The following is a 14,157-nucleotide window of genomic DNA, read 5'->3' as shown; positions in this document are numbered from 1 at the left end:
CCGATCCCCCGTCGGGGGAATAACGCTTCCCGCCCCGATCGCGTACGCAACGGTCTTGTTAGGATCACCAGATGACTCACGCCCGTGCCGAGCGCGCCGCCCTCGGCGACCTGTTCGCCCAGCTCGGGCCAGACGCCCCCACGCTCTGCGAGGGCTGGACCACCTTCGATCTCGCCGCCCACCTCGTGCTGCGCGAGAGCCGTCCCGACGCCGTCGGCGGCATCGCGCTCAAGCCGCTGGCCGGATACACCGCCTCGGTCCAGGAGTCGCTCAAGGCGAAGTACGGCTACCCGGGCCTGGTCGAGCTGGTCCGCTCCGGCCCCCGCGGGCTCTATGGCCTGATCCCCGGCCTGGACGAGGCCGTCAACGCCATGGAGTTCTTCGTCCACCACGAGGACGTACGGCGGGCACAGCCGGGCTGGGAGCCGCGCGAGCTCCCCGCCGACCTGGAGAAGATCTTCTGGAGGCGGCTCCGCAGGGGTGGCCGCCTGCTGCTGCGCAGGTCGCCGGTGGGCGTCCTGCTGCACCGCACCGGTGACGGCGTCGCGCTCGGCGGCCCCAGGGGCGGCCCCCGCGTCGAGGTGGCCGGACCGGCCGGCGAGCTGCTGCTGTTCTGCTTCGGCCGTCAGCGGCACGCCGAGGTCGACGTCACCGGCCGCGACGCGGCGGTGGCCAGGCTGATGGACGCGCCGCTGGGCGTCTGAGCCGCCCCGTCCGGGGCCGGGGAGCGGTTCAGGGGATCAGGCGGTGCCCGGTCCCGAAGACGAACAGCGCCCGCCGGTCGCGGGAGAGATCTCCTAAGAGGGAGGGCGCCTCCCCCGCGGAGGCGACGGCGGCCGAGAGTCCGAAGTCGTCGTACGGTCGCGTGTCAGCGCGCTTCCAGAGGCCGGGGCGCGGGGCGTCCGTCCCGCACGCGCTCCCAGGCGTACAGGGCCGCCAGCGCGGCGAGGATGAGCAGCGAGCCGAGCACCTCGTTCGGGCTGAGCCGTTCCCGCCTGGCCAGCGTTCCGGCCGCGACCGCGACCACCGGGATCAGGTAGAACGCCAGCGACGCCCGCACCGGGCCCACCCTGGCGATCAGCCAGTAGTTGACCGGGAAGGCGACCGCGGTCCCCGCGCCAAGCAGCGCCAGGCAGACCACGATCGGCCACGTCGGGTGGACCGGCTGGACAAGCCGGCCGCCGCCCACCGGAATCATGATCGCCGAAGCGGCCAGGGCCTGGGCCGCGGCCAGGGAGAGCCTGCTGCCGGTGATCGTCCGGATCAGGCTCCCTGCGTAGCTGTAGCCGACCGCGTAGCACAGGGCGCCCGCCAGGCAGAGCAGCTGCCCGCCGAGCGGCGCCCGCGCCTGGTCGCCCCACGGGGCGAGGACCACGGCCAGCCCCGCGAAGCCGACGACGGCCGCGCCGATCTCGGCGACCGTGGGGCGCTCGCGCAGCAGCAGCCACGCCACCGGGACGGTCATCAGCGGGGTCAGCCCGGTGTAGACCCCGGCCAGCGCCCCGGTGACCTGCTGCTGCCCCCAGGCGAACAGCAGCCAGGGAAGGGCCTGGCCGAGCAGCCCCATACCGGTCAGTTTCAGCCACACCATGCCGTCGCGGGGCAGCGGAGTACGGCGGGCACGGACCAGGAGCAGCAGGGCGGCCCCGCCCGTCACCAGCCGGACGATCACGATCTGGACGGGGTCGACCCCCTCCAGCGCCTCCTCGACCAGCAGGAAGTTCGTGCCCCAGATGGAGGCGAGTGAGGCTATGCCAAGGATGTCAGCGGGGCGCACGTGAGAGCCTGACCTGCCTGTGTCGGATAGTCGTGGTGGCCGAAGTCGCGCAGGCCGCCGCCCGCGCCGTACCAAGAGACGATCTCCGCGTCGAGACGGGCCCGCTGCTCGATCACGTCGGCCACCGCCTTGCCGCACTCGCGGACCGTCTCGGTGCTCAGGTAGGGGAGGCGGGCGAGCAGGTCGAGGGTTACCGCCTCGTGGGCCTCGTCCTCGTTCACGTCCGAGTGGCCGGCGATCGGCCCGACGAAGCCGTCCGGCAGGTCCAGTTCGGCGCAGCGGAGGCGGAACAGCTCCAGGAACTCCGGCTCGGGCTCCTCCATCGGGAAAAGCGTGGAGATCAGTGCCAGCGGGAAGTTGTAGGCGTACACGCCCAGCGAGGCCATGATCGCCATGGTGGCCGGCAGCGGCTGGGCCCGAAGCAGCCGCTCGCGGGGGACGCCGGCCGCGAGCAGCGACCTCTCCATCATGCGGTCGTGGTTGCGCTCGGTCATGTAGAAGCGCATGAGCTCCTCCCAGACCGGCGGCCCCAGGTCGTCGCGGGCCAGCGCCGGGGCGAGGGCGCGGGGGCACAGGTGGGTGACGTGCCAGTACTCGACCGCGTAGCCGATGAGCTGCTCACGGGTCGCGGTGCCGTCGGCGAGTGCCTGGACCAGGGGGCTGTGGACCTCCGCGCGCACCCGGTCGGCGTTTCGGCGCAGGTAGGCGTAGGCGCCGATCCCGCTCATCCCTCCCGCCGCCGGCGCCTCGGCTTCGGCGATCATGCCCTGCTCGTCGAGCGCGGCGAGCATCTCGCCGTACTCCCGGGGGCTGCCGGGGAACGCCTCACCCAGTTCGGCGGCGCTCAGCCCGCCCTCGGCCAGCTTCCCGGCGAAGTCCAGGAACCGCTCGGCCCGGCCGGCGTCGAACTCGAACTCGACGAACCGGCGCCCGTCCAGATAGGTGAACTCGACGCCGCCGTCCGCGGTGGGGCCCGACCGCACGCCCGGACGGAGTGAGGGCCGCCGGAAGCCCGCGAAGTCGCTCATCGAAACTCCTTGAGTGTGCAGACCCCCGCCTTCAGGCGTGGGGAGGAAGCCAACATGTCTCCCGGTCAGATCTCGGCGGTGCGCAGCAGCGGACGGCGGGGGTCGCCGTAGTGCTCCAGGATCCCGTTGTAGAAGGACGCGTACGCCTCCATGAACAGGTGCGCCTTGGCGTGCCAGCGCCGCTCGGTCTCCCGGTCGACACCGGGCACCCGGGCGAACAGCGCCCGGCTGACGGAGCCGTGGCCGTGGCCGGCGTTGACCCGGGCGTGCGCGCGCATCGGCTCGACGAAGCCGGGCTCCAGCCCGATCCTGTCGCAGGCCGCCAGGAAGGAGTCGTAGGCGACGGGGCCGTCGAGGGCGTCCCCCGCGGGGTCGAGGCGGCCCTCCAGCACGCCGATCGTGGCCACGAAGAAGAGCGGGTCGGTCCGCGCCCACCAGGACAGCATCTTGATCAGGGCGGTCGTGGTCGGCAGCGGGCGGGCGCGCAGCAGATCGTCGCGGGCGATGCCCAGGGGCTGGAAGGCCCGGAGCACGATGTCGTCGTGGCGGTGCTCCTCCTGGTAGAAGTCGTTGAGCATCACCCTGAGGTCGGTGCTCTCGGCGAGGGCGAGGACGGCGGAGTCGAACTCGCTCTCCCGGAACAGGAAGAACCAGTTCTCCAGCCCGAAGCCGAAGAAGACGTTGTGCGGCAGATCCTCCGGATGTTCCAGGATCCGCCGCCAGAACGGCCCGGCGAGGACCAGATCCTCCAGGAGCCGGTTGAGGACGTCCTCCAGGCGTGACAGGACCGCCTGTCCCGAGGAGGCGGCCGGGGCGGCGCCGTCGTCGACCAGACCCCAGACCACCGCGGGCCCGACGACCTCGCGCACCGTCTCACCGTCGAGGCCGGTCTCGCGTTCCAGGTCCTCGACGGTCCTGCTGCCGTCGAGGAGCCTGAGCAGGCCGAGGAAATCGTCCCTGCTCATTCCCTCCGGAGCCTCGACCTCCAGGACTCCGCCGGAGGTGTGCAATTCGGTCTCGCCCTTATCCCCGATCCGCAGGGAGGCTCTGAGCCAGGGCTTTACCGGAAGGGGGTTCACAGGCACCCTCGATTTCCTTTGACGTCGGAGGAGTGTCAGACAGGAGGAAGACCAGCACCGAGGGTGCCGGCCTTCTGACGATTCGTCACATCACAGGTGAACAGCCGAAAGGGCGGTCACCTTGGCGCGACGCTTGATCCGCATGGAACACCTCCTCAACTCTCTGCGACCACAAAGAAAGATGTCCCACCGTACATACTGGTCGATTTACACATATACGGCGACCAATGTCAGACACTAAGCCGACCACATACCAGAGTCAACCCTCACGACATCTACCAATACAAACTCTTATTATCCTACAAATAATCAGGAATGTTACTCAAAGTGATTTCTTCTGCGGAAAGGGAAAGGACTCGCTGGTGCCGCGGGCCTCGGCGGTGGCGGCACCCGCGCCACGGAGGCGCCGCCGGCCCGCGAGCGCCCGGCGGGGATCGGACGCCCATGGGCCGTCCGGGCGATCACCCGTTCGCCCGGGACCGAGACATCGGCACCGGTCTGCGCGATCCGGCCACCTCGCCCTAGCGCTACCGGTATATCTGGCAGTTGAGATTGGACACCGGGCCCGTCTCCACCGCACCATGGCGGGGGTGCCCCATGCCGATCCGGCGATCCGGCCATGGATCACCGCCGCACGACAGGTATGATCATCAAAATCCGGGAGCCACTCGGGCCGAAGATGCCAAAGATCCTTAAAATCCGGGTATATACGGCTGGGACTGGAACAGCAGGAGGCCCCATGCAGGTCAAGAAGGTCGCCACCTACGTAGCGGTGGCGTTCGTGGCCTTTTATCTGTTCACCAAGCCCGCCGAGGCGGCGAGTGCGGTGAACGGTGTCTTCGCCGGGATCGTGAAGGGAGCAGACCAGCTGGCTCTGTTCTTCACACGCGTACTGACCTGAGGTGGGCAGGCCGGCCGGCTCTGTTCCTCACATCCGTGCTGAGCTCTGATCGCCGACGGGGCTCCCCCGTCCCCGGCCCATCTCCCCCGCTCCCCGCGGGGGCGCCGTTCTCTCCGTGCCGATCTCATGCAGCCTTCAGGCGAGACCGTCAAGCGGTAGCGTCCTCTGGACAGAGGCAGAGATCGGGATTGCGGGCGAATGGACGTCTTCGAAGTTCACGAACGACTTATCCGGGACTACGAGTCCTACACGTCATCTCTTGTGGAGGTGCGTGACAAGGCGATCGCGGCGCACGTGGAGGAGGAACGGCGGCTCAAGACTCGCTGGCCCGACCCGTGGGTCTCGCTCAACCCGCGCTTCGTCACGGGCGGCTCCATCCCCGAGCTCGTCTCGGCGGGCGTCCTTCATCCAGGATCCACGGAAATCTTCCGGAACAAGCATCAGGATCTGTCAGGACACCCGCTCGTGCTCTACCGGCACCAGCGGGAGGCCGTGGAGCTGGCCCGGGACGGTCTCAGTTACGTTCTCACCACCGGAACGGGCTCGGGAAAGAGCCTTACCTACATCGTCCCCATCGTTGACGCGGTGCTCCGTGATCCACAGCCCGGCCGGATCAAGGCGATTGTCGTCTATCCGATGAACGCACTGGCCAACAGCCAGTGGGAGGAGCTCGACAAGTATCTCAACCGAGGTTTCCCCGACGATCGGCGGCCGGTCACCTTCGCCCGTTACACCAGTCAGGAGAGCAGGGAGCGCCGGGAGGAGATCCTGCGGCAGCGCCCCGACATCCTTCTGACCAACTACGTGATGCTGGAGTACATGCTCACCCGCCCGTATGAGCGGCAGGTGCTCATCGAAGCGGCCCGCGGGCTCCGGTTCCTGGTGCTGGACGAGTTGCACACCTATCGCGGCCGGCAAGGAGCCGATGTCGCGCTCCTGGTGCGCCGGGTGAAGGACGCGCTGGAGGCCCCCGGGGTCCAGTGCGTCGGCACCTCGGCCACGATGGCCGGCAGTGACGTGTTCGCCAAGCAGCGGCGCGAGGTCGCCGACGTCGCCTCAAAGATCTTTGGTACGGAGGTCACGGCGGAGAGGGTCGTCGGCGAAACCCTGATGCGGGCCACCTCGGATCGAGTCGCGACGGACGGCGAACTGAGAGGCGCCGTTCTCTCCGAGGACTGGAAGCGGCTTGGCTACGCCGGCCTCTCCTCGCATCCTTTCGCCTGCTGGATCGAGACCGTCTTCGGTCTCGACGCCGAACCGGCGACAGGCCGCCTGGTTCGCCGGAAACCGATAAAAATCGTGGATGCCGTGGCCACCCTGGCGAGCCGTACGGGGGTGCCGGTCGACCGGTGCCAGAGCGCCGTCGAGGAAATGTTCCGGGTGGGCGCGGCGGCGCGCGAGCCGGACACCGGGCGCCCGCTGTTCGCGTTCCGGTTGCACCAGTTCCTCTCCAAGGGAGAGACCATCTACGCGAGCCTGGAGCCGCCCTCCGAACGGCATCTGACCAGTCAGTATCAGACGAGTGTGCCCCATCAGCGGGCGAAGACGCTTTTCCCGCTGGCGTTCTGCCGGGAGTGTGGCCAAGAGTACTTCGCCGTGACCTTCAGCTCGCGAGAGAGGACCTTCGCGCCGGGACACACCGATGAACTCTCCGATGACGGCAGCGATGTCGGATACCTTTACGCCAATCCCGAGCACCCCTGGCCCGCCGACCCCCTCGGAGCGGGCAGGCTGCCCGACACCTGGCTGATCACCGGCACCGACGGCGAACCCCGGATCAAGCCCAGTAAGACGCGCCAGCTGCCGAGAAACGTGGTGATCTCCTCCGACGGCGCCGAGGTCGATCCGGGTCACGGCATGGAAGCGGCCTTCATGCCCGGCAAGTTCCGGTTCTGCCTCCAACCGGAGTGCGGGGTCTCCTACGAACAACTTCGGGGTAAGGACTTCGGCCGGGTCGCCACCTGGGCGTATGAGGGCCGTAGCTCCGCCGCGACCCTCATCGGCACCAGCGTCTACCGGAGCCTTCGCCACTCGGCCGACCCTCCGGCCCGCAAACTGCTCACATTCGTCGACAACCGCCAGGACGCGAGCTTGCAGGCCGGGCACCTCAACGACTTCGTGCTGGTCACCCAGTTGAGAGGCGCGCTGTATCGGGCGGTCCGTGACAGCGATGAGGGATTGAGCCACGAGACCCTCGCTCAGCGGGTCGCCGAAGCCCTGAACGCGGACCCGTCGACATACTCGGCGGTGCCCAACCCCCTCACCGGTGCTCGGCGGGCGATCGACAAGGCCTTCCGTCAGACTCTCGAATACCGGCTCTATCTGGATCTGGCCCGCGGCTGGCGGGTCAACATGCCCAATCTTGAGCAGACCGGACTGATCAGGTTCGACTATCTGGATCTGGCCGAGATGGCCTCCCGGCAGGATCTCTGGGAGGGGGCCCATCCCGCGCTCAGGGACGACGAGCCAGGGCACCGGGAGAAGGTGTGCCGGGTCCTTCTGGACGAGATCCGCCGTGCTCTCGCCATCGACGTCGAAGTGCTGACGAAGGACGGCTTCGATCGCCTGCGGCACGACTCCGACCAGCTGCTCACCGGCCCGTGGTCGCTGCCGAGGAACTCTCCGGACCCCGGAGTCGGAATGGTCCACGCGGTCTCGGCTCCACCGGGGAGACGCAACACCGGCCTCTATCTGACCGGCAGGGCCGCCTTCGGCCGGTTCCTGGGCCGCGACCGGGAGTTCCGGCACTGGGGTCATCCGGTGCGGACGGCCGACGCGGAAATGATCATTGGCTGGCTGCTCACCACACTGCTGGATGTCGGAGTTCTCACCGAAGCACCGAGGGACCGGGCAAGTGGAGCCCCCGGATACCGGCTGAAGGCCTCGGCCCTGATCTGGCAGGCGGGTGACGGCATCACCGGCGTACTCGACCCGCTACGCAAAACGGTCAGAACAGGGGTTCGCGTCAACCGATTCTTCCGCGATCTTTACCGGGACCACGCTCCGGAGTTCGCCGGCATCCACGCGGCGGAACACACCGCCCAGGTGTCCAACGAGAACCGGGAGGCGCGGGAGAAGGCGTTCCGGGGGGGACGGCTGCCACTGCTGTACTGCTCCCCCACCATGGAACTCGGTGTGGACATCTCCACGCTCAACGCCGTCGGCATGCGGAACGTGCCCCCCACTCCGGCCAACTACGCTCAGCGCTCCGGCCGCGCCGGCCGGAGCGGGCAGCCCGCGCTCGTGGCCACGTACTGCTCCACGGGGCAGTCCCACGACCAGTACTACTTCCGCCGCTCGGAGCAGATGGTCTCGGGCAGGGTGATCGCGCCACGGCTCGACCTGGCCAACGAGGACCTGCTCCGCTCCCATGTGCACGCGATCTGGCTCGCCGAAACGGGCGCGCGACTGGGCGGCGGCATGAGCGAGGTGCTGGACGTGGGCGACCCCGCGCGCCTGCCGCTGATCGCCGATCTCGTATCGCAGCTCACCGATCCCTCAGCCGGACGGCGGGCACTGGACAGGGCGAGAAAGGTTCTCGCGGAGGTGCCGGGAGTCGAGGAGAGCGCCTGGTGGTACGACGGATGGGTCGAGGACGTGGTCCGGCGGGCCGCCACGATGTTCGACGCCGCCTGCGATCGCTGGCGGACACTGCACCGCGGTGCCACGGCCGACAGGGAGGAACAACACCGCCGGGTTCTGGACGCCTCGGTCCGCCGGGACGAGCAGCGCGGTGCGCAGGCGCGGAGAGCCCAGGCGGAGAAACAGCTCCGGCTGCTCCTGAACGAGGACGGCGAGCAGTCCTTCAGTGACTTCTACACCTACCGTTACTTCGCCTCCGAGGGGTTCCTGCCCGGCTACTCCTTCCCCAGGCTGCCACTGGCCGCCTTCATTCCGCCGGAGAAGGCCCGGGACGGCGACTACATCCAGCGGCCCCGCTTCATCGCGATCAGCGAGTTCGGTCCGAACGCGCTGATCTACCACGAGGGTCAGCGGTACGAGGTCACCCGGGTACAGGTGCCGGCCGACGAGTCGGGGGCGATCGCCACGGAGGAGGCGCGGATGTGCGCCTCCTGCGGCTACTGGCATACCCGCGCGCCGGGTGTCGACCGCTGTCAGAACTGCGACCATCCACTCGGTGATCTCCTGCCGCGGCTCATGGCCATGCAGACGGTCTACACCAGACCACGTGCCCGCATCTCCTCCGACGAGGAGGATCGCCGCCGGGCGGGGTTCGATCTGCTCACCACCTACCGTTTCAGCGATCACGGCGCCCGCTCAGGGCGCCTTCCCGCGGAGATCTCCAGCCCCGGCGAGGAGCCGCTCGGCGAGCTGGTGTACGGCGACACCGCCACGATCCGGATCATCAACCTGGGCCGGCGCGGTCGTCCCAGGGACGCGCCGCTGGGCTTCTGGCTGGACGCCGCCCACGGCCTCTGGCTCAGCGACACCCGGGTGAAGGACCGGGCCAAGGCCCTCGCGGCCGAGGACGGCGACCTGCCGTCCCGCGACGACGCCCAGCGCCCGGAGCGGATCGTGCCCTTTGTGGAGGATCGGCGGAACATCCTGGTCCTACGGCTCTCGCACCCCGTCCACAGAGAGCAGGCCATTACTCTGCGGTACGCACTGGAGCGCGGTATGGAAGCCCATTTCCAGCTGGAGGACTCGGAACTGACCAGTGAGGCTCTGCCTGATCTTGATGATCGAGGGCGCATGCTGTTCGTCGAGAGCGCCGAGGGCGGTGCGGGAGCGCTGCGGCGGCTTCAGGCCGAACCCGGTCTTCTCGCCTCGGTGGCGAAGACGGCATTGGAGATCATTCATGTGAATCCGGAGACCATGGAGGACCTGGACCGTGCCCCCGGGGCGCGGGAACGATGCGAGCGGGGCTGCTACGACTGTCTGCTGTCCTACTCCAACCAGACCTCTCATCGCCTCATCGACCGGTTGACCGTGGTGGATCTCCTGAAAGACCTGGCGGCCTCCACCGTACGGCCCGGCGGTGGAGGAGGCGGCCTCAGCCCGGCCGAACACGCGGAGAAGCTGCGCGACACCAGCCAGAGTCAGTTGGAGCGCGATTTCATTACCTTCCTTGAAAAACACGACTATCGTATGCCGGACACCGCTCAGCGATTGATCACCGAGGCTCGCGCCCGGCCGGACTTCGTCTACCTTCTCGCGGGCGGCTCGGTGGCCGTGTTCGTCGACGGCCCCGTTCACGACACGCCGAGGGCTGTGGAGCGTGACCTGACCGCGGCGGACCGTCTGATGGACACGGGCTGGTTGGTGGTCAGATTCCGTTACGACGAGGAGTGGAACATGGTCGCAGGGCGTTATCCGAACGTGTTCGGCCCAGGCCGGGGGATCGGATGACCGCCTCCGTCGAATCCGAGGTCACCGCCTACGCCCCGGGGTCGCTGGTGGCCGCCCGTGGCCGCGAGTGGGTCGTCCTGCCGGAGAGCACCCCGGATTTCGTGATCGCCCGACCGCTCAACGGTGACGGTGAGCTCACGGCCGGCTTTTTTCCCGAAGAGGTCGTCAAGGCCTCCTTCCCCGATCCGACGGGGGATCCGGCGGAGCTGGGCGACTACGCCGACGCCGCGCTCCTGCGCACCGCGCTGCGGATCGGCTTCCGCGGCAGCGCGGGACCGTTCCGAAGCCTCGCCTCGATCGCGGTCGAGCCCCGCGCCTACCAGCTGGTACCGCTGCTGCTGGCACTGCGGATGGACCCCGTGCGACTGCTGATCGCCGACGACGTCGGCATAGGCAAGACGATCGAGTCGGCGCTGATCGCCAAGGAGCTTCTGGAGCAGGGGTCGGCCAACGGCCTCACGGTGCTCTGCTCACCCGCCCTGGCCGAGCAGTGGGCCGCCGAACTCCGCGACAAGTTCGCGCTGCCCGCCGTCACCGTCCTGCCCTCAACCGTGGTCCGGCTTGAGAACCGCAGGCCCAAGGACCGGACGTTCTTCGAGCACTATCCGGTCACCGTGGTCTCCACCGACTTCATCAAGAGCGACGCGCGCCGGGCGCTCTTCCTGGAGCAGGCCCCCAATCTGGTGATCGTCGACGAGGCGCACACCTGCGTGGGAAGCGGCGTCCGCGCTCGCCGGCTCCGCCATGAGCTCCTCAAACTCCTGGCCGAGCGCGAGAGCCGCCACCTGATCCTGGTGACCGCGACCCCGCACAGCGGCCACGAGGACGCGTTCCGGCAGCTCGTCGGGGTGCTGAAACCGCATCTGGCCGCCGTCGACTTCCGTGACCCCAGGAGCCGCACCGAACTCGCCAGGCACTTCGTGCAACGCCGCCGTCACGACATCCGCAGGTTCCTCGACGAGCGGACCGCCTTTCCCGGCAGACGCGAGTTCCTCGACGAGCCCTATCCGCTGCAGGCCGACTATCTCCGGCTGACCCGGCAGGTGCTCGGCTACGCCCGCGAGTCGGTCCGCACCTCCGACGGGGGGCACGCCTACCGGACCCGCTGGTGGTCGGCGCTCGGGCTGCTCCGCTCCGTCGCCTCCTCCCCCGCGGCGGCGGCCGCGACCCTGCGCAACCGAGGTGGCGGCGCCGAGGTGATGACCGAACGCGAGGCCGAGGCCCTTGGCCGCGCGACCGTGCTCGACGAGACGGAGGACGAGCCCGCCGAGGGCGCGGACGCCGCCCCCGCCGCCGCCGACGAGCTCCTCGGCGCGGCCCAGCGGGAGAGACTGACCACCTTCGCGGACGCCTTCGACGAGCTGAGGGGGCCCAGGAAGGACAAGAAGCTGGACGTCCTCATCAAACAGCTCAAGGGCCTCTACGCGGACGGCTACGACACGATCGTCTTCTGCCGCTACATCCCCACGGCCAACTATCTCAAGGAGGAGCTGGTCAAGGCGTTCCGTTCGAAGGCCACCGTCGACGCGGTGACCGGGGAGTTGCCCCCCGAGGAGCGGGTGGCCCGGATCGCGAGCCTCACCGAGGCGGAGGGGCGCCGGATCCTGGTGGCCACCGACTGCCTGTCCGAGGGGGTCAACCTCCAGGACGGGTTCCAGGCGGTCGTCCACTACGATCTGGCCTGGAACCCCACCCGGCACGAGCAGCGCGAAGGCCGCGTCGACCGCTTCGGCCAGACCCGGAACATCGTGAAGGCGGTCACCCTCTACGGTGTAGACAATGGCATCGACGGCATCGTGCTGGACGTACTGCTGAGAAAGAGCAGAAAGATCAGGGACACCACCGGCGTCTCGGTGCCGGTGCCGGAACGCTCAGGCGAGGTGCTGGACGCGCTCTTCAAAGGCCTCCTGCTCCGTGACGGCGGCGACCAGCTCCCTCTCGATCTGGACTTCGTCGACGTGGGCGAACCGTTCAACGAGGCGGCGCGGGCGCTGCACGCCGAGTGGGACAAGGCCGCCGTCGCCGAACGCCGCTGGCGCGACAGCGCGGAGCGGGAGTCCCGGCAGGTGACCAAGTACGCCCACTCGGGTCTTGACCTTGGCGAGATCGAGACCGAGGTCACGGCGGTCCGGGCCGCGCTGGGCAGCGGCGAGGATGTCGTGTCCTTCACCCGCCTCGCCCTGTCCGCGCTCGGAGCGGATGTGGTGAACGTCGGCGACGACACCTTCACCGCCGACCTGACCAACCTGCCCGGCGGTGTACGGCAGGCGCTGGGCGTATCGGCGGCCGGAGACGTCAAGCCGGTGACGTTCCGTCCGCACCCCCCGGTAAAACCGGGGGAACGGGCCTTGGTCCGCACCGATCCGGCGGTGACGGGACTCGCCAGATACGTGCTGGACGCCGCGCTCGACCGGAAGCTGCCGAAGGAGGAGCGCCCCGCCCGCAGGACCGGAGTCGTCTACACGACCTCGGTGCCGCTCCGGACGCTTCTCCTGCTGGTCCGCTACCGCTTCCACGTCTCCATGCCGGACCGGTCCCGGCCCAATACGACGGTCAAGACCCTCGTGGCGGAGGACGCGCAGGTGATCGCCTACCGGGGCGGCGAACGTCTCCCCGGAGCCGAGGCCGCCGCCCTGCTCGCCGCCGGCGCCGACGGCAACGTCATGCCCGAGGTCATCGAGCAGAACATGGACTGGGCGATCCGTACGATCGCCTCGCTGAAACCGGAGCTGGACGAGCTGGGCGCCGAGTTCGCCGATGAGCTCCAGGAGGCGCACCGCAGGGTCCGCAAACTCGCCGGAGCCTACGTCAGAGGCCTCGGCGTGACGTTCCAGCCGCACGCCGACGTGCTCGGCGCCTACGTGTACCTGCCGGGAGGCACGAGGTGAGCTTCTCCCACGCCCAGATCACCGGCGGATTGTTCCCCCACAACCTGCTTGCCCAGGTGAGGACCGGCGACCCCCAGCTTCCCGGGGTGAAACCGGCCGACTACCACCTGACGGGCTCCGAGCGGCTGGGGGACGCCGCCGCACGCAAGTGGCAGCGCCTCCGAAGCGTCTACCGCTCGTTCCACGAGGAGCTGAAGCGGCTTCCATCCGGAGACGGCACCTCCCTCACCCGCGACCGGTGGCTTCAGCCGCTCTTCACCGAGCTGGAGTTCGGCCGCCTGACCTATCAGCGTGGCGCCCTCGACGCCGGGGGACGGCACTACCCGGTCAGCCATCTCTGGCAGCACGTGCCGATCCATCTCACCGGCTGGCACGTCGATCTCGACAGGCGGGTCACCCGCGGAACCCGCGCCCCGCAGTCGATGCTCCAGGAGTTCCTCAACGTCTCACCAGACCACCTGTGGGGGGTGCTGTCGAACGGGCGGCTGCTGCGCATCATGCGCGACTCCACCTCGCTGGTCGGCTCCGCCTATGTCGAGTTCGACCTTGAGGCGATCTTCGAGGGTGACGTCTACAACGAGTTCTTCCTCCTCTACGCCTTCCTGCACCAGTCCAGGTTCGAACCGCTGCCGCGCGAGGACGGCGCGGAGCCGACCCCGGCCGACTGCCGCCTGGAGCAGTGGCGTCAGCACGCCGTCGACAGCGGTGTCCGCTTCCACCGGAAGCTGTCCGCCGGGGTCAAGGCCGCCATGGAACGGCTCGGCACCGGTTTCCGCCTCGCGAACTCGGCCGTGGACAGGGCGCTGAGCGACGGAGACCTCACCCTCGACGACTACCGCCACGAGCTGCTCCGGCTGGCCTACCAGCTCATCTTCGTCTTCGTCGCCGAGGACCGCGACATTCTGCTCCTTCCCCCGGATCCGGACTTCGCGCGGGCCAGGGAGCGGTACGACGACTACTTCTCCACCAGGCGACTCCGCAGACTCGCCCGGATCAGGCCCGGTGACCGCCACGGCGACCTGTGGCGATCCACCGTGACGGTGCTGAACGCCCTCGGCGCGGACGACGGTGACCGCTGACTCGCCCTTCCCGGCCTCGGCGGCCTGTTCTTCCG

At 68.9% G+C, this 14,157-nt stretch carries 8 protein-coding genes; 5 read left to right on the top strand and 3 right to left on the bottom strand.

The window, feature by feature from the left end:
• The first annotated feature begins 71 nt into the window (after nucleotides 1-71).
• Nucleotides 72-704 carry a TIGR03085 family metal-binding protein gene (locus ABZ194_RS00910; RefSeq protein ID WP_355590251.1) on the top strand — a complete coding sequence of 211 codons (633 nt, stop codon included), beginning with the start codon at nucleotides 72-74 and terminating at the stop codon, nucleotides 702-704.
• 164 nt (nucleotides 705-868) lie between these two features.
• On the opposite strand, the gene ABZ194_RS00905 is transcribed toward ABZ194_RS00910, so the two are convergent.
• The 3 genes from ABZ194_RS00905 to ABZ194_RS00895 form a co-directional block, all read right to left on the bottom strand.
• The gene (locus ABZ194_RS00905) at nucleotides 869-1,777 is read right to left on the bottom strand and encodes a DMT family transporter (protein ID WP_355590248.1); all 909 of its coding nucleotides are present in this window, start codon (nucleotides 1,775-1,777) and stop codon (nucleotides 869-871) included.
• Nucleotides 1,750-2,805 carry a hypothetical protein gene (locus ABZ194_RS00900; RefSeq protein WP_355590245.1) on the bottom strand — a complete coding sequence of 352 codons (1,056 nt, stop codon included), beginning with the start codon at nucleotides 2,803-2,805 and terminating at the stop codon, nucleotides 1,750-1,752. The genes ABZ194_RS00905 and ABZ194_RS00900 overlap by 28 nt, the downstream gene beginning before the upstream one ends.
• A gap of 65 nt (nucleotides 2,806-2,870) precedes the next feature.
• On the bottom strand, nucleotides 2,871-3,890 hold the full coding sequence (locus ABZ194_RS00895) for a hypothetical protein (protein WP_355590242.1): 1,020 nt from the start codon (nucleotides 3,888-3,890) through the stop codon (nucleotides 2,871-2,873).
• A gap of 733 nt (nucleotides 3,891-4,623) precedes the next feature.
• Between ABZ194_RS00895 and ABZ194_RS00890 the strand changes: the two genes are divergently transcribed.
• From ABZ194_RS00890 to ABZ194_RS00875, 4 genes are all read left to right on the top strand, one after another.
• Nucleotides 4,624-4,785, top strand: a complete 162-nt coding sequence (locus tag ABZ194_RS00890) for a hypothetical protein (protein ID WP_355590239.1) — start codon at nucleotides 4,624-4,626, stop codon at nucleotides 4,783-4,785.
• Between the two features lie 198 nt (nucleotides 4,786-4,983).
• A complete protein-coding gene (locus ABZ194_RS00885; RefSeq protein ID WP_355590236.1) occupies nucleotides 4,984-10,155 on the top strand; it encodes a DEAD/DEAH box helicase in 5,172 nt (1,723 codons plus the stop codon).
• Complete coding sequence (locus ABZ194_RS00880; protein ID WP_355590233.1) at nucleotides 10,152-13,043, top strand: helicase-related protein; 2,892 nt, start codon at nucleotides 10,152-10,154, stop codon at nucleotides 13,041-13,043. The genes ABZ194_RS00885 and ABZ194_RS00880 overlap by 4 nt, the downstream gene beginning before the upstream one ends.
• A complete protein-coding gene (locus ABZ194_RS00875; RefSeq protein WP_355590230.1) occupies nucleotides 13,040-14,122 on the top strand; it encodes a hypothetical protein in 1,083 nt (360 codons plus the stop codon). Before ABZ194_RS00880 ends, ABZ194_RS00875 begins: the two co-directional genes overlap by 4 nt.
• Nucleotides 14,123-14,157: the final 35 nt, after the last annotated feature.

Source organism: Streptosporangium sp. NPDC006007 (genome assembly GCF_040614315.1).
Taxonomy (GTDB): Bacteria; Actinomycetota; Actinomycetes; order Streptosporangiales; family Streptosporangiaceae; genus Streptosporangium.
This window is presented reverse-complemented; position numbering and strand designations above follow the sequence as displayed.